Below are 17,103 nucleotides of genomic sequence, written 5' to 3' on the forward strand. Positions count from 1 at the left end.
ACGTCATGGCAAAAGGGCTGCTTGCGCAGGTTCCCACAGAGAAGTTGCCGGTGCACATCGGCTTGATTTTGGATGGAAATGGAAGATGGGCTGCCAAGCGCGGCCTGCCGCGTACAGCGGGGCATCGGCAGGGAGCGAAGGTTTTTAGTGAAATTGCGCAGTATTGCCGTGAAATCGGCATCCAATACCTTACTGCCTACGCCCTTTCCACCGAAAACTGGAAAAGGCCGCAGGATGAGGTCAAGGCGATTATGGATCTCCTGCGCAGGTATCTGGACGAAGCTTTCCAGAAGCAAAAGGAGGATGCCTGCGTGCGTTTTCTCGGAGACCGCACTCCTCTTGCTTCGGATTTACAGGAAAAGATGCAGCGGATCGAGGCGGAAAGCGCGAATAACGATCGCATCCACATCAATATTGCATTGAACTATGGTGGACGGGATGAGATTGTACGGGCAGTTCGTACCTTGGCACAGCGGTGCGCGGAGGGGACGATTTCCCCATCCGAGATCAGTGAGCAGATGGTTTCTGATTGTCTGTACACCTGTGGACAGCCCGACCCAGATATGATTCTGCGGCCAAGCGGGGAAATGCGAACTTCTAATTTTTTGCCATGGCAGTCAACCTATGCAGAACTGGTCTTTATGGATGTGCTCTGGCCGGACTTTACGCCAAACCATCTGGATCAGGCGATCCTGCAATATTTGCAACGCAGCCGGAGATTTGGCGGCGTTTGATTTTCCGATTCCTGCCTGTTTATGGGCAAATTCGGAAAGAATGGAGCGTACCCTATGAAACAAAGAGTTATCAGTTCTGCGGTTGGCTTGATCTTACTGGCTGTGGTTCTGGCGCTTTTCGATACCATTGTTGTCAATATCGTTGTTGCACTGCTTGCTTGGTTGGCGGTTTATGAGATGTTTTCTGCGACCGGCTGCTGGAATTTCCGTCCATTGTCTATTCCGGCGACCATTTTCGCGATTGCAATCCCGTTTCTGTCCAGCCGGCTTCTCAGCAGAGTGATACCGCTTACCTGTTATCTCTATGTACTTGTCCTGTTTTCTGTGTTGCTGCGCAATCATAAAAAAATCCATGTCGAGCAGGTTGCAGTGGTTTTCACTTTTAGCCTGATGATCCCGTTTTCGCTCTCTACATTGGTTTACCAGCGGGATTGGAATGGCACAACGCTCGGGATTTTTTATGTCCTGCTTTCACTTGGCAGTGCATGGCTGTCGGATACAGGTGCTTATTTCGCCGGACATGCGTTCGGCAAACATAAATTGGCACCGGTTATCAGTCCTAAAAAGACGGTTGAGGGTGCGATTGGCGGAATGATTTTTGCCGATTTCGCAATGCTGCTGATCTCATGGATGTACAGTCTGGCTTCTGCGGCAGCGGGATACCCAATACAGATCCACTATCTGGCGATTGCATGTATCATGCCGTTTTTATCGGCTGTCAGTATTGTAGGAGATCTTTCGGCTTCCATTGTAAAGAGGCAGTTTGGTGTGAAAGACTATGGGTCGATTATGCCAGGGCATGGAGGTGTGATGGACCGGTTTGACAGCGCATTGATGGTTGCGCCGCTGGTCTATATTATCAGCCGCTATCTGCCGCTTGCAGTGTTGGCATAAATGGGGGGACCGACTTGAAAAAAAAAGTTGCAGTTTTGGGGTCTACCGGTTCGATCGGAACCCAGACATTAAAGGTCTGCAAGCGTGCGGGATATGAGGTCACTGCACTTGCGGCAAATCGCAGCGCAGACATTCTGGAACAGCAGGCGAGGGAATTTACCCCTCGCCGTGTTGCCATTTTTGATGAAAATGCGTACAAGGATCTGAAAGTCCGTCTTGCAGACATGGATATTGACATTTTAACAGGGATGGATGGCCTTTGCGAGCTTACCGTCCTGGATGAGACAGAGATCGTATGCAATGCGGTAATCGGGATGATCGGGCTACGTCCGACCCTCGCGGCGATCGCCGCGAAAAAGACGCTTGCACTTTCCAACAAGGAAACACTGGTTGCGGGAGGACAGCTCGTGATGGAATCTGCGGAGGCCAATGGAGTGAAGATTCTCCCGGTGGACAGCGAACACAGCGCAATTTTTCAGTGTTTACAGGGAAATTTACAAAACCCGCCCCGGAGAATTCTGCTCACGGCTTCAGGAGGCCCGTTCCGAGGATATTCCAAAGCAGAGTTGGAACGTGTTACATTGGAAGATGCGTTAAAGCATCCAAACTGGTCTATGGGAGCAAAGATTACGATTGACTCGTCTACCTTGATGAACAAGGGGCTTGAATTCATCGAAGCGATGTGGCTGTTCGGCATTTCCCCGGATCAGATCGAAGTGATTGTCCATCCGCAGAGTGTCGTGCATTCCGCAGTGGAATATGCCGATGGATCAGTGATCGCACAGATGGGGGTTCCGGATATGGAGATTCCCATTCAATATGCTTTGACCTACCCGAAGCGGATTCCCGGTACGGCGAACAGGCTTTCGCTGTCAGAGATGGGCTCGCTGACCTTTGAGCCGCCGGATTTGCAGACCTTTTCCTGTTTGGCGGACTGCATGCGCGCAGCGAGTATGGGCGGCCTGTTCCCATGTGCAGTCAACAGCGCGAATGAACAGGCGGTCGCACTATTTTTGCAGAACAGGATTCGTTACACAAAGATCGCAGATTGTGTACATGAGGTTTTGGAACGGTTTGATGGAAGAGAAAAGCAGGCATATACGCTGGAAATGGTGCTGGAAGCAGATCGGACTGCCCGTGAGATGGTATTGGAATATTGCGGGATCGGGTAAGAATACTATGACTATGGCGGGGCTGTAACCCCGCTCCTGCGCAGTAGCAGGACATTTTTTGAATTGGTGAGGATACTTGACCTATGGAAATTGTGATTCAGGTGGTTGCGGCAATTCTGGTATTTGGACTGTTGATTTTTGTGCATGAGTTGGGGCATTTTACAGTCGGAAAGCTTTCGGGAATGAGGGTAAACCAGTTTGCGATTGGCATGGGACCGGCGATCTGGTCGAAACAGCGGGGCGAAACAAAATATGCGATCCGCTTGTTTCCGATCGGCGGCTTTGTGGCGGTCGAAGGGGAAGATGCCGAAAGTTCTGATCCAAGGGCCTTTTGTAACGTGCGGCTCTGGAAGCGGATTGCGTTTGTCTGTGCAGGGGCACTGATGAATCTGATTTTGGGTTTGGTGATTCTGTCCATTCTGGTGGCACTTCGGACCAGCCTGCCGACTACCATTATCTCGGAATTCCATGAGAATGCATCAAGCAACCGTCAGTTACAGGTAAATGACCGAATCATTGGAGTCAATGGAAGCAGGGTTTTTACCTCGAATGACATCACATTTTCGATGATTAGCGATAAAGATGGGATTGTCGATTTTACAGTGATTCGTGACGGGCGAAGACTGGAAATTCCAGCTGTCGATTTCGGGATGGAAACACTCGATGATGGGACCCGATTGATCAATTTGGATTTCTATGTCTACACCACATCCAAAACATTTTGGGGCAGCGTGCGGTATTCCTTTTTGTGGATGTTCTCGATTGTGCGGCAGGTCTGGATGTCATTTTTAAACCTGATCACAGGGAACTTTACTATGTCGGAGCTTTCTGGACCGGTTGGAGTTTCCACTGTGATCGGTCAGGCGAGCACAGCCGGCATCAAAACGCTGCTGTTACTGGTCAGCTTTATTACGATCAATATCGGGGTGTTCAATCTTCTGCCGGTTCCGGCTCTGGATGGTGGGCGGTTGGTCTTTTTGCTGATCGAGCTGGTGATTCGACGGCCGGTCAATCCCAAATATGAAGGGCTGATCCATGCAACAGGATTTGTCCTGCTGATGGGGATTATGCTGGTGGTCACTTTCAATGATGTTGTCAGACTTTTTTAAAGGACGGAATAGAATGTCAAAAGAAATAAAATTAAAAGACGGCGTGATCGGTGGGGGAAGCAGGATCACCGTACAATCGATGCTGAACGTGCCTGCTGCGGATGTTGCAGGCAGTGTTATGCAGGCAGTTGCACTGGAGCGGGCCGGATGTGAAATCATTCGGGCCGCTATCCCCGATTTGGAAGCGGTGCGGCTGATTCCAGCGATCAAGCAGGCTGTAAAAATCCCTGTGGTTGCGGATATTCATTTTGATTATCGGATTGCGTTGGAGTCCGTCTCCGCAGGAGTGGATAAAATCCGGATCAATCCTGGTAACATCGGAGAGGAATCCCGCATCAAAACTGTAGCACATGCCTGCCGTAATGCGGGAATCCCGATTCGGATCGGCGTCAACTCAGGCTCCTTGGAAAAGCAGATTCTTACAAAATATGGAGGACCTACGCCACAAGCATTGGTTGACAGTGCGCTTTACCATGCACAGCTACTTGAAAAATTCGACTTTTCTGACATCGTTCTGTCAATCAAATCCTCCCATGTGCCGTCGATGATTCGCGCTTATCGTCTGGCAGCGGAGCAGACCGATTATCCGCTGCATCTTGGCGTAACCGAGGCTGGTACAAGCCGTATGGGCTTGCTAAAAAGTGCGGTTGGGATCGGATCGTTGCTCTGTGACGGGATCGGGGATACCATCCGGGTATCGTTGACAGCAGATCCAATTGAAGAAGTCCGGGCAGGACGCGACATCCTTAAAGCGGCTGGAGTTGCCAGAGAAGGGGTTGAAATCATCTCCTGTCCGACCTGTGGGCGTACAAAGATCGACCTGATTTCTCTGGCTGGACAGGTGGAGGACAAGCTCGCGGATTGTAAAAAATCTCTCAAGGTCGCTGTGATGGGCTGCGCTGTAAATGGACCGGGAGAAGCACGCGAAGCGGATATTGGAATCGCGGGCGGAGCCGGGGAAGCGCTGCTTTTCAAAAAAGGGGAAATCGTCGGCAAATACCCGGAAGACAAAATTTTGCAGGTTCTTCTGGACGAGATCGACCGGATGTAATCGTTCGTCGATTCCAATGCAAGATTCGGATAAGGTTGTGAAAAAGGTTTGGCACATTTTATTGATGTTTTTGGGGAATATCTGCCCGATTCACCAGCTGATCCCATCGCTGGTGCGGAGATAAGCAGAGTACAAATCGACGGCTCCAAAAGGGTGGTCCGTATACAGCTTATGCCGGAAGGAAGGGTCCCCTATGCGGAGTTGAGCCAGCTCCAGAGGACGCTCGCTTCAGCGTTGCAGGTGCAGGAAGTGGAGCTTTGCCCGCATTATCCACCCGAATTGTTTACCTGCGATTATCTGCCTGAGATCATTGCACGTCTGGGTGGAAGCGGGGTTCCGGTAAACGGCTTTTTTGATGGCTGTGGATCGGATTTGATGGATGGGACCTTGCGAATCTATTTGACCCACGGCGGAAAGGAATTTTTGGAAGAGATTCACTGTCCCCGCAAAATCTCGGATGTGATCTATGCGGAATTTGGCAGAGAGATCAAGGTTGAGTTTGATGGAGTTCTGGATGTCGCATCGGACAGTGAGATTTATCAGGAAACCATGGAAAAAGTCCAGCCGGAGCCGATTCTCTATCAACCGCCCGCTGAACCGGTTTGCTCCCGGAAAATGGATGCGAGTAAGGGTACAGATGCCCCGGCAGCAGAACCGTCCAGACTGAGCTTTGATGCGCAGAACCTTCCATTTGAACAGGGGTCTATGCGAACTCTTTATGGAAATCCTCCCAAGGGGCGTCCGACCGAGATGGCTTCGGTCAACCTGGAAAGTGGAAATGTCACAGTTTGGGGCGACGTATTCAAGATCGACCGGAGAACCAGCCGGGATGAGAAAACGCTGATCTTATCGGTCTATTTTACCGACTATACGGGTTCTTACTGCGCAAAGATTATCGGCCGGATGGATAAAAAGATTAAAGGGCTGGATGAACTACGCAATGGTGATACAGTTGTCATGCATGGTCTGGTGGAATACGACCGGTTTGACCACGAAAGTGTGTTGCGCCCTGACAGTATCGCAACGGTGAAAAAGATTCCACGCAGGGATCTTGCAGAGGAGAAACGGGTCGAACTGCATATGCACTCGAACATGTCTGCGATGGACGGGATGACTCCGGCTGCGAAACTGGTTCAGAGGGCTTATGAATTTGGACATCAGGCGGTTGCGATTACCGATCACGGCGTAGTACAGGCGTTCCCGGATTGCATGAATGCTGTCAACAGCATCCGCAAAAAAGGCGGCAAAATAAAGGTGATTTATGGTGTGGAAGCCTATTTTGTCGATGATATGGTTCATGCTATGCAGGGAGAAGCGACTGGGGATTTTGATCGAGAGCTGATTGTTTTTGACCTCGAAACCACTGGGCTTTCGGCAGCGACCGAGCGGATCACCGAGATTGGTGCGGTCAAGCTGAGGGGAGGGGAGATCGTCGACCGGTTTAATACGTTTGTAAATCCGGAGTGTACGATCCCGCCAAAGATCACCGAACTGACTGGGATCACCGACGATGATGTGCGGGATGCACCATTGGAAGGGGAAGCCTTGAAGGCATTCTATGCATTTTGCGGAGGGGCGGAAGCGGTGCTGATTGCGCACAATGCGCCGTTCGATACCAGTTTTCTCAAGCAGGCTGCGAAACGTTCCGGGATGCCCTATCAGTTTACCTCGATCGACACGGTGACGATCTCGCGTTCACTGTTTCCTCAACTGAAAAAGCATAAACTGGACCTTGTTGCAAAACATCTGGAGCTTGGAAATTTCAACCATCATCGGGCTTGCGACGACGCAGAGATGCTCGCTAAAATATTTCAGAAAATGATCGGCATTTTCCGTTCCGAACGGAATTGCAGGGCGATCGAGCAGATCAATACTTCTCTGGCAGCCGTTGATGTGAAAAAATCTCCAACCTTTCATCAGATTATCCTGGTAAAGAACCACGTTGGCCTGAAAAATCTCTATCGACTGGTTTCATTGGGGCATTTGGAGTATTATTCCAAGCGTCCACGGATTCCCAAAAGCAAGCTGATGCAGTATCGGGAAGGGTTGTTGATTGGGAGTGCCTGCGAAGCCGGACAACTTTACAGGGCAATTATAGAGGGGAAAAGTTGGGGAGATTTATGCGAAATCGCTAAATTTTATGACTATCTTGAGATTCAGCCATTAGCAAACAATGATTTTATGGTGCGGACAGGTAAAGTTAAAGGGCTTGACACGATAAAAGAGTTCAATGAAACAGTTGTCAAGCTAGGAGAAAAGCTGCATCTGCCGGTAGTAGCAACGGGAGATGTGCATTTCATGGACGCGGGAGACTCGAAATTCCGCGCGATTTTGATGGCGGGCATGGGCTTTTCGGATGCGGACCAACAAGCGCCGCTCTATTTCCGGACTACAGACGAGATGCTGGAAGAATTTACATATCTGGGGAAAGAAAAGGCATATGAGGTGGTGGTCACAAACCCAAACCGGATTGCGGATATGGTAGAGGAGATCAAGCCGATTCCGGATGGAACGTTTACCCCGACAATTGAGGGTTCAGAACAGATGCTTCAGGAGATCACTTGGGGCAAAGCGATGGAAATGTATGGATATGAAGGAAAAATTCCTGATCTGGTTTCTAACCGTCTTGACAGGGAGCTGACCTCCATCATTAAGCATGGTTTTGCGGTGCTTTATATGATCGCGCAGAAGCTGGTCGCTAAGAGTGAGGAAAACGGCTATCATGTCGGCTCCCGTGGATCGGTTGGCTCTTCGTTTGTTGCGATTATGGCCGGTATCTCGGAAGTCAACCCGCTCCCGCCGCACTACTACTGTCCTAACTGCAAACACAGTGAATTCTATGAAAAAGGGGAGTATGGTTCTGGCTTTGATCTTCCGCCGAAGGATTGTCCAATCTGCGGGACGCGCTATAAACAGGATGGGCATGACATCCCGTTTGAGACGTTTCTTGGATTCGATGGCGATAAGGCACCCGATATTGACCTAAATTTTTCCGGTGAATATCAGGCCAATATCCATAAATATACCGAAGAACTGTTTGGGCCAACCCATGTATTTAAGGCCGGGACGATCTCAACGGTAGCTGAGAAAACTGCTTATGGGTTTGTAAAAAAATATGCGCAGGAGCGGGGGCTGGTCATGACCCGCGCCGAGGAGGAACGTTTGGCGATCGGGTGTACCGGCGTCAAGCGCACGACTGGTCAGCATCCAGGCGGCATGGTAGTTGTTCCGTCAACTAACATGGTTTACGATTTTACCGCGGTACAGCGTCCGGCGGATGACCCCAACTCGGATATTACCACCACACATTTCGACTTTCACTCCCTGCATGACACCATCCTGAAACTCGATGAGCTGGGACACGATGTGCCGACCATGTACAAATATTTGGAAGATATGACCGGTATCAACGTGAATGACATCCCGATGAGCGATCCCGCGGTAATGAGTCTGTTTACATCGCCTGAGGCGCTCGGCGTGACTGAACAGGAGATCGAATGCAATACTGGCACACTCGCGCTGCCCGAAATGGGAACAAACTTTGTGCGCGGGATGCTGATTGAATCCCAGCCCAAGCAGTTTTCCGACCTGCTCCAGATTTCTGGGCTTTCGCATGGAACCGATGTCTGGCTGGGCAATGCGCAGGAGCTGATCCGCAGCAAAACCTGTACGATTTCCAATGTAATCGGTACCCGTGACAGTATCATGACTTATCTGCTCCACAAGGGTTTGGAGCCCAAGATGGCGTTTAAGATTATGGAGATCACCCGAAAGGGAAAGGCGCCAACGCTATTGACTGAGGAGCATATGACGGCTATGAAGGAGCATGGGGTTCCACAATGGTATATTGACAGCTGCCTCAAGATCAAATATATGTTTCCGAAAGCGCACGCGGCGGCATATGTTATCGCCTGCATCCGCCTCGGCTGGTTCAAGGTGCATCGTCCGCTGGAGTTCTATGCAGTTGTCTTTACCGTCCGCGGCGGGGATTTGGATGCAGAAGCTGCCGTTGTGGGCAAGCAGTTGACCAAGACGCGGATGCAGAGCCTTTTGCAGATGGGTAACGAGCGTACGGCAAAGGACGAAAGCGTCCTGACAACATTGCAGATTATTTATGAATGCCAGGCCCGTGGGGTTAGTTTTCTGCCAGTCGATCTCTATAAATCCCACTACAATGTCTATCAGGTAGAGGATGGCAAGATTCGCCTGCCTTTTATGGCGCTGAAAGGGGTAGGGGAGGCCGCAGCGAAAAGCCTTTGGGAAGCTGCGCAGAAGGATGTTTTCATCTCTGCGGACGATATTTCCAACCGCGCCGGGGTTTCCAAGTCAGTGATCGAGATGCTGCGCACTTCCGGTGCGCTGGGAGATCTGCCCGAAACTTCACAGGTCAGCTTTTTTTAAAAAACAGGGTTGCTTTTAAGCAACCCTGTTTTTGAATCTATAGTTATATTCCATATTCTGGTTTGACAGAAAACTTTTCTTCTAAAGCCTTGACGGCAGCATCACAGCTGCTTTTGGGCACCAGCAGAGAAATTTCTACCTCACCGGTGCTGATCAGGGTCAGTTCGGCGTCTATTTCGGAGATGGCTTCGATTGCCGAAGCAGCGACACCGTACATCTCCCGCATCTCCTCACCATAAAGCTGGATTTTACAGTTTCCGTTGCTTACCATCGGTTTGATATCAGGATGGGTTTCGCGGAACTGGTTAATCAGTTCAAGCACCTCGACGAGCTGTTCCGAACGCAGAGTAAACGAAAGACCGATTAGATGTCCTTGCGGGGCGGTCTGGCTGATCATGTCCAGATTGACTTTGGCGTTGGCCAGACGAGTGAAAATCGAAGCAAGAGTTGCAATGTCACTCGGAATCCGCTGGAAACTGACTAGTGCAATCTCGTCACAGACCGAAATTTTGGATACGCCGTTCATAAGTAAGCTCCTTTCAAATGATATGGCCCATATTATACAGGCCATTTGGCTGGTCACAGAGGAAAAGCGCGGCGTTGATGCTTCCAACAGCGAAAACCTCTTTGCTTGCTGCTGAATGGGAAAGGGTCAAAACTTCATCGCGTCCAGCGAAGATGATCTCATGCTCTCCGACAATCGTGCCGCCGCGTACCGCATGTAAACCGATCTCGTTGGAGGAGCGTTTTTTTCGTACTGCATGGCGGTCGTAGATATATTGTGGTGTTTCCGGAAGAACCTCTGAAACCGCATCCGCCAGCATCAATGCAGTGCCACTGGGAGCGTCAATCTTCTGATTATGATGTTTTTCGATGATCTCAATGTCGAATTGTCCCCCCAAAACCTCCGCTGCTTTTTTCGCCAGCTCCGCCAGCAGATTGACCCCTAGAGACATATTGGCAGTAAAAAAGAGGGGGACTTGTTTGGAAGTCTGCTGAATCTGCTCTATCTGATCGGAGGAAAGCCCGGTGGTGGCAATCACTGCCGGAATATGACGTTCTACCGCATAGGCGAGCAGGGGAGCCAGTGTGCTGGGATGGGAAAAATCAATTATAACATCTGCGTCTACCTCACATTCAGCCGGTTTGGTGAAAACAGGAAATGCGTTACGGCTGTTATTTCCTGTAATGTCAATTCCTGCAACAATGGTGCAGTCACTGCGGTCTTTCACACAGGCAGCAACCATCTGCCCCATCTTTCCATTACAACCTGATAAAATGATCCTTTTCATTTAGACCTCCTACTATTGCTTCCTGCAAACTCGGCATATCCTTCTGATTGATATTTGGTCCAGATAAGATTAGAACCATCAACATCGTCAAAAATATGCAGCCAGTCCAGGACGTTCCCCAGCCCATCCTGTATTCCCTGTCTTTTATCTTTTTAAAGACAGTAGAAGATCAGATGATATGGGCGTGTTTCATTTCCTGTTCAAGCAGTGTTTTCTGCACGTCAGAAAGTTCGGCAAGCGGCAGACGGCAGATACCGGCATCCCAACCCATCAGATTCACCGCATGTTTAACCGGGATTGGATTGACATCACAGAACAATGCATTGATCAGGCCCAACAACTGAATCTGGAGTGCCGCGCTTTCCTTGACTTTTCCATCAAAGTAGAGCTGGCAGATTTCGTGCGTCTGGCGGGGGGCTACGTTCGACAGAACAGAAATGACCCCTTTTCCGCCAAGGGAGAGGATCGGAACAATCTGGTCGTCGTTGCCCGAATAGATGTCGAGAGCGTCGCCGCAGAGATACCGGATTTCCGCAATCGCAGAGAGATTGCCGCTCGCCTCTTTGGTTGCGACAATATTGGGATGTTTGGAAAGCTCCAGATAGGTCTTGGGCTGGATTCCCATACCCGTACGGCTTGGAACGTTGTAAAGAATGATTGGCAGATCAGTCGCATCCGCAAGGGTAGTGAAATGCCGGACCAAGCCTGCCTGAGAGGTTTTGTTGTAGTAGGGAGTAACCTGCAGCAGAGCATCTGCGCCCGCCTGTTTGGCCTCCTTGGAAAGCCAAACAGCATAGTCGGTGTGGTTGCTCCCCGCACCTGCGACAACCGGAACCCGCCCAGCTACATGCTCAACGGCGAACCGTACCGACTCCACATGCTCCTCATCAGTGAATGTGGATGCCTCGCCGGTTGTGCCTGCCACGACGATCGCATCCGAACCATTCTCAATCTGGTAGTCGATCAGTTTGCCAAACAGCTCCCAGTCGATCGACTGATCAGGACGCATAGGAGTAACGATCGCAACGCCAGCACCGGTAAAGATGGTCTTTTTTTTCATTTGTTACAGACAACCTTTCTATCATCAAATTACTGAAAAACCTTCAGGATATGTTTGCCAACCTATGGCACTTTACACCGCAGAATATCGCTGAAAATGGTTCCAATCTGGATCATATCATTGGGAAAAATACACTTTGTATTCCTGCATTTCTTTACCAAATATCGCAAAATCATAGATTTTTAAATCTCCTCAACCCTGTCGGAAAGCAAGAGCCAAATTCTTTGTCAAGTAGAAGAGATTGACAGCCTTTCAAGCAGACTTTCTACCGGAAAAAGCCCCCAAAGAGGGAATACAGAGCTTTAAAACTACCATTAACAACTGCACTTTTGCCAAAAGTGATACCTGATCTCCTCAAAATGTGAAAACATACCCAAATGAGATGTTCTATTTTGCTTGTAGCTGTCCGATTTTAGCATAGAACCCCAAATTTCCCATGTTTTCGAGCAAAAATCAACATGATGTTTTACGATATCACTATATCATTATTCCATCTGGATACCACAAAAGAATCTATCCTTAGTGTATTTCTACAAAACTTTCAGATGGAAAAAGGATAGAGGTTTTCAAGTCTCTCTGCGTCAGTCGAAGTATCCTTTTGCAGCAAGCAGTTCGGCCAAAAGAACGCCGCCGCCCGCTGCACCACGCAAGGTGTTGTGGGATAGGCAAACAAACTTGTAATCATACTGGGAATCCTCCCGCAGACGGCCCATCGAAACCGCCATACCATTTTCAAGCATCCGATCAAGCTTGGTCTGCGGACGATCGTTCTCCTCAAAATAATGCAAGAACTGTTTGGGCGCGCTGGGAAGCTCCAGTTTCTGGGGATCCCCTGCAAACTGTGCCCATCTTTCCTTGATCTGGTCTATCGTCGGCTTTCGATCAAAGCTGACAAACACTGCGGCCATATGACCATCTGAGCAGGCGACCCGCAGACATTGTGCAGTGATCGATGGGGAAGTGGCAGGGACAATCTGGTCTCCTTCTATCCTACCCCAGACTTTGAGCGGTTCCTGCTCGCTTTTCTCCTCTTCACCACCGATATAGGGGATCACATTGTCAACCATCTCGGGCCACCGTTCGAATGTTTTTCCAGCTCCGGAAATTGCCTGATAAGTACAGACCAGCACTTTAGAAACCCCAAACTCTTCCATCAACGGATGGAGGGCAGGAACATAGCTTTGGATCGAGCAATTGGATTTTACCGCGATAAAGCCACGTTTGGTACCCAACCGTTTCCGCTGCGCAGGAATGATCTCTGTATGGGAAGCATTGACCTCGGGAACAATCATCGGAACATCCGGTGTGGAACGGTTCGCGGAATTGTTCGAGATGACCGGACATTCTGCTTTTGCATAGGCTTCCTCAAGGGCTTTGATTTCCTCTTTCTTCATATCAACTGCACAGAAGACAAAATCCACCTGGGGTACGACTTGATCCACCTTGGAGGCGTCCAGCACAATCAGATTTTTTGCAGACTCCGGCATCGGAAAAGGCATTGCCCAGCGGGAACCGACCGCTTCTTCATATGTTTTCCCTGCGGAGCGCGGGGAAGCAGCAACGACCTTTAACTGAAACCACGGATGGTTCTCCAGGAGAGAGACAAACCGTTGCCCAACCATGCCTGTTGCACCGATGACGCCAACTCTAAACTGCTTCATAATCTCTAAACATTCCTTTCCGCTCGATCCGCGAATGTGTGGCTGTCGACCAGACCGCGGCGCACTTTCGCTGGAAGAATAAAAAAACCGGTTGAAAACCGGCGTATTTTACAATATAATAGGATTCGTCAGTTGAACGCGCGGCAACAGCAGATACCCATTGCCTGTGCCTCCCCATAGCGCTCCATCATACTGCAATGATGACAGTGGCACCCCTTTTCGGAAATACCCCCAGAGGCGCGCCCGCCAAGCGCATCCCCTTCGGCGTCTGTCCCTTTCTCCGGCCCTTTAAACGACTTTGGCAATCTGATGCCCGGTTACTGATGAAAGACGCGCCTCTACCGGTTTGGTTTATCAAAATTATATTAGCATCTCATCAGCCGTATGTCAATCAATTTGGACGATTGCTGTGATAAATTGTTTAATGCAACAGAATATTGGAGGAACCCATGAAAAAATCTGACTTTTTTTTCGATCTCCCCGAAGAGCAGATCGCGCAGACTCCGGTCGAACCCCGAGATCATTCCCGGATGCTTTGTCTCGAACGGGGGAGCGGCAAACTTCACCACCAGCATTTTTATGATCTTCCAGCGTTTTTGAAACCGGGGGATACGCTGGTCATCAACACATCACGAGTCATTCCTGCGCGTCTGTTCGGTATCAAAGAAGGGTCCGGCGGGGCAATGCAGTTCCTGTTGCTCGCTCAGAAGGAGCAGGATATTTGGGAAGTGATGGTGAGGCCGGGAAAAAAAGCGAAGCCTGGTGCACGTTTTGTATTTGGGGAGGGCCTGTTGACCGCAGAGGTTCTTGAGGTAGTCGAGGGCGGAAACCGGCTCGTTCGGATGGAATATGAGGGGACAAGCATCTATCCGGTGCTTGAACGGATTGGAACTATGCCGCTGCCACCCTATATTACTGCTGCTTTGCGTGACCGGGAGCGTTACCAGACCGTATACGCCAAACAACTCGGTTCGGTTGCAGCACCAACCGCAGGACTGCATTTTACCACTAAACTTCTCGATGAACTGCGGGAAAAGGGGATCAATATTGCGGAAGTGACGCTGCACGTCGGGATTGGGACGTTCCGCCCGGTCAAAGTTGAGGAGATCACCCAGCATTATATGCATTCGGAGCACTATTCCATTTCCAAACAAACTGCTGACTTGGTTAACCATACCAAACAAAATGGCGGTCGTGTAATTGCAGTTGGAACAACAAGCTGCCGAACCCTAGAATCGGTTGCCTCCAAATGGGGGAAGATCCGCGCGGATGAAGGGGACACCAGCATCTTTATCTATCCAGGATACCAGTTCAAAGTTCTGGATGGCCTGATAACCAATTTCCATCTGCCGGAGAGCACCCTGATTATGTTAGTCAGTGCGTTTGCAGGTTATGAACATACGATGCAGGCATATCGAACAGCTGTTGCTGAAAAGTATCGCTTTTTCAGTTTCGGGGATGCAATGCTGATCCTATAGATTGTAGTTTCAGCTCCTTTGACTCTCGTTCTTTACCATTATATTGTATCTGTTTTTTTCTGTGAAACTGGCAGGGGAATGGGAGAGCGATTTTTGGTATACCAAAAACTGTTGACAGGAATTTGAAATATGGTATACTAAATTATAAATAAGGCTTATGGTTTTAATGGAGGGCAAACGGTGTGGAGAGCGTACAGCTTTTAGCGATTGACAAAAATGAAACCTACTCAGAAAAAGTATATCGACAGTTGAAACAGCTCATTGTGACCAATCAGATCAAACCAGGAGAGGCTCTGAATGAGCGGGAGCTGGCGGATTCTTTGGCTGTAAGCAGGACCCCGATCCGGGATGCATTGAGAACGTTGGAACAGGAAGGCTGGATTGCCAAGAAAGGCAAACAGAAGGTGATCAGCCTGTTGACTTGGAAAACGGTGCAGGAGCTTTTGGAAATTCGTCTTCCGTTGGAACTGATGTCCTATGATTTGGCGATCAAAAAGATCACAGAACAGGATATTGAGATGCTCCAGAATTTGACAGACGAAATGCGTGTAACAACCAAAGCAATAGACCCGGCCGAATATTATGAGTTGATGACAAAGGACATCGAAGTTCATATTCAGATCGCCCGCATCTCCAAAAATACCAAGGTGATTCAGATGATTTCTGATCTGGGAGACCAACTCATCCGGACTTCGGTGCTTTCGCTCCAATATGGAGATCTGCCGATTGAAGAATATCCCAGCAGGCATATGCGCTTGCTGGAGTGTCTGAGAAAAAAGGACTACGATGTGGGAAGGGAAACTCTGAAAGAACATATTGCTACCTGGGAAAGCCATCTAAAAAAGATTCCCAATATTTTGAGGGTAGATCACGAAGAAAACCTGATCTTTTGAAGACCGAGCGTTCTTACCATAAAAGTTTAAAAATTTTCGTGAAAGATAACAAAAAGAGAATCAAGTAAAAGAAATAGCTTGTATTATTTTTTGAAATATGGTACATTATTGATGTGGTTTTGGTATACCGAATTCGAAATATCATCCTTAGAGGGAATGGATATAAGTATTTGCCAAAGAGAGGAGGTTTTCGCTATATTTTGGTATACCAAATACAATATGCAGAATACTAGATGGGTAAACTGAAGAAACTATGGAAGAAAAGGAGATTCGAAATGAAAAAGATTCTTGCATTAGGTCTTGCCCTGTCTCTCACTTTGGGGCTCGCTGGTTGTTCCAGTGGTTCCTCCACCCCGTCCAGCAGCGGTTCCACATCTGGAGCGCCCGCTTCCAGCGCGGCTGCCGAAGAAGAAAAGTCCTATACGCTGAAGTTCAGCGACCAGAACGCAGAGGGTACCCCGGTCATTACCTGGGCGCAGAAGTTTGCCGAGCTGTTGAATGAAAAAACTGATGGAACCCTGACAGTAGAGATTTATCCCAACGCTTCACTGGCTGCCTACGATATGGAGCCGCTGCAGAGCGGGATTTGTGACTTTACTCAGTATGTACCGTCTTCCGCATCTGACCTGGACTCCCGGCTGGGTGCCTTCGATGCTCCTTATCTGTATGAGAACGAGGCGCACCGCCAAGCGACCTTTGATTATCGCAGTGAGCCGATGAAGACAATCAATGAAAGTCTGAAAGACAGTAACGCAATTCTGCTGGGTTCCTTCTGCTCCGGTTACAGACAGGTGACCTGCAACTTTGAGATCAAGACGCTGGACGATATGAAAGGTGCCAAAATCCGTGTTGTTCCCAGCGACCTGTATCTGCAGCTGTTCCAGGCTTTTGGCGCGGCGGCAACCCCAATGAACTTCTCGGAAGTATCCACCGCTCTGATCACCAACGTAATCGACGGCCAGGAAAATCCTCTGAGCGTTATCTGCACCAACTCCCTGTACGAAATTCAGAAGTATCTGGTCATGACCAACCACATGCCGACAAACCACGGCCTTTGGATGAACTACAACACCTACAGCAAGCTCTCTGAGCGTCAGCAGCAGGCATGTTGGGATGCAGCATATGAGGCTTCCATTTGGATGGATGGGCAGATCGCTGAGGCTGAGGAAGAGTACAAGCAGACCTGCATTGATAATGGTATGACGGTCATCGACGAAGAGAGCGGTCTGGACATTGCAGCGTTTCAGGCAGCAGGTATGACCATGTACGATGCCTTTGCAGAGGATTGGGGCGATATGGTAGATCTCATCAAATCGGTTCAGCACTGATGAATCTGAGAACAGACAGATGGGAGAACT

The 17,103-nt window shown here is 49.3% G+C and carries 13 protein-coding genes and 1 riboswitch; of the genes, 9 read left to right on the forward strand and 4 right to left on the reverse strand.

The annotated features are described in order from the left end of the window. The first annotated feature begins 5 nt into the window (after positions 1–5). From uppS to C814_RS15250, 6 genes are all read left to right on the forward strand, one after another. Complete coding sequence (uppS, locus tag C814_RS15225) at positions 6–734, forward strand: polyprenyl diphosphate synthase (RefSeq protein ID WP_016316255.1); 729 nt, start codon at positions 6–8, stop codon at positions 732–734. A 54-nt stretch (positions 735–788) separates the two neighbouring features. Beyond that, a complete protein-coding gene (locus C814_RS15230; protein WP_016316256.1) occupies positions 789–1,628 on the forward strand; it encodes a phosphatidate cytidylyltransferase in 840 nt (279 codons plus the stop codon). Between the two features lie 14 nt (positions 1,629–1,642). Further along, positions 1,643–2,800 carry a 1-deoxy-D-xylulose-5-phosphate reductoisomerase gene (locus C814_RS15235; RefSeq protein WP_016316257.1) on the forward strand — a complete coding sequence of 386 codons (1,158 nt, stop codon included), beginning with the start codon at positions 1,643–1,645 and terminating at the stop codon, positions 2,798–2,800. Positions 2,801–2,883: 83 nt separating this feature from the next. Then, positions 2,884–3,909, forward strand: a complete 1,026-nt coding sequence (locus tag C814_RS15240) for a M50 family metallopeptidase (RefSeq protein WP_016316258.1) — start codon at positions 2,884–2,886, stop codon at positions 3,907–3,909. 13 nt (positions 3,910–3,922) lie between these two features. Continuing rightward, positions 3,923–4,960 carry a flavodoxin-dependent (E)-4-hydroxy-3-methylbut-2-enyl-diphosphate synthase gene (gene ispG / locus C814_RS15245; RefSeq protein ID WP_016316259.1) on the forward strand — a complete coding sequence of 346 codons (1,038 nt, stop codon included), beginning with the start codon at positions 3,923–3,925 and terminating at the stop codon, positions 4,958–4,960. Between the two features lie 48 nt (positions 4,961–5,008). Continuing rightward, entirely contained in the window at positions 5,009–9,361 is a 4,353-nt protein-coding gene (locus C814_RS15250; protein WP_022788450.1) for a PolC-type DNA polymerase III, read from the forward strand. Between the two features lie 43 nt (positions 9,362–9,404). Here the strand turns inward: C814_RS15250 and C814_RS15255 are convergent, their stop codons facing one another. From C814_RS15255 to asd, 4 genes are all read right to left on the reverse strand, one after another. Beyond that, the gene (locus tag C814_RS15255; RefSeq protein ID WP_016316261.1) at positions 9,405–9,887 is read right to left on the reverse strand and encodes an ACT domain-containing protein; all 483 of its coding nucleotides are present in this window, start codon (positions 9,885–9,887) and stop codon (positions 9,405–9,407) included. Between the two features lie 13 nt (positions 9,888–9,900). Next, a complete protein-coding gene (gene dapB / locus C814_RS15260; protein ID WP_016316262.1) occupies positions 9,901–10,653 on the reverse strand; it encodes a 4-hydroxy-tetrahydrodipicolinate reductase in 753 nt (250 codons plus the stop codon). 169 nt (positions 10,654–10,822) lie between these two features. Continuing rightward, positions 10,823–11,713: a 4-hydroxy-tetrahydrodipicolinate synthase gene (gene dapA, locus C814_RS15265; protein ID WP_016316263.1), complete on the reverse strand. Its 891-nt coding sequence runs from the start codon at positions 11,711–11,713 to the stop codon at positions 10,823–10,825. A gap of 581 nt (positions 11,714–12,294) precedes the next feature. Continuing rightward, positions 12,295–13,374, reverse strand: coding sequence for an aspartate-semialdehyde dehydrogenase (asd, locus tag C814_RS15270; RefSeq protein ID WP_016316264.1), 1,080 nt, complete (start codon positions 13,372–13,374; stop codon positions 12,295–12,297). 169 nt (positions 13,375–13,543) lie between these two features. After that, a riboswitch (Lysine riboswitch) is annotated at positions 13,544–13,723 on the reverse strand. Positions 13,724–13,823: 100 nt separating this feature from the next. Between asd and queA the strand changes: the two genes are divergently transcribed. The 3 genes from queA (at position 13,824) to C814_RS15285 (ending at position 17,073) form a co-directional block, all read left to right on the forward strand. Continuing rightward, complete coding sequence (queA, locus tag C814_RS15275) at positions 13,824–14,852, forward strand: tRNA preQ1(34) S-adenosylmethionine ribosyltransferase-isomerase QueA (RefSeq protein ID WP_016316265.1); 1,029 nt, start codon at positions 13,824–13,826, stop codon at positions 14,850–14,852. 182 nt (positions 14,853–15,034) lie between these two features. Continuing rightward, positions 15,035–15,745, forward strand: coding sequence for a GntR family transcriptional regulator (locus C814_RS15280; protein ID WP_016316266.1), 711 nt, complete (start codon positions 15,035–15,037; stop codon positions 15,743–15,745). A 275-nt stretch (positions 15,746–16,020) separates the two neighbouring features. Continuing rightward, on the forward strand, positions 16,021–17,073 hold the full coding sequence (locus tag C814_RS15285; RefSeq protein ID WP_016316267.1) for a TRAP transporter substrate-binding protein: 1,053 nt from the start codon (positions 16,021–16,023) through the stop codon (positions 17,071–17,073). Positions 17,074–17,103: the final 30 nt, after the last annotated feature.

Origin of the sequence: Anaerotruncus sp. G3(2012), from assembly GCF_000403395.2 — a bacterium.
Taxonomy (GTDB): Bacteria; Bacillota; Clostridia; order Oscillospirales; family Ruminococcaceae; genus Anaerotruncus.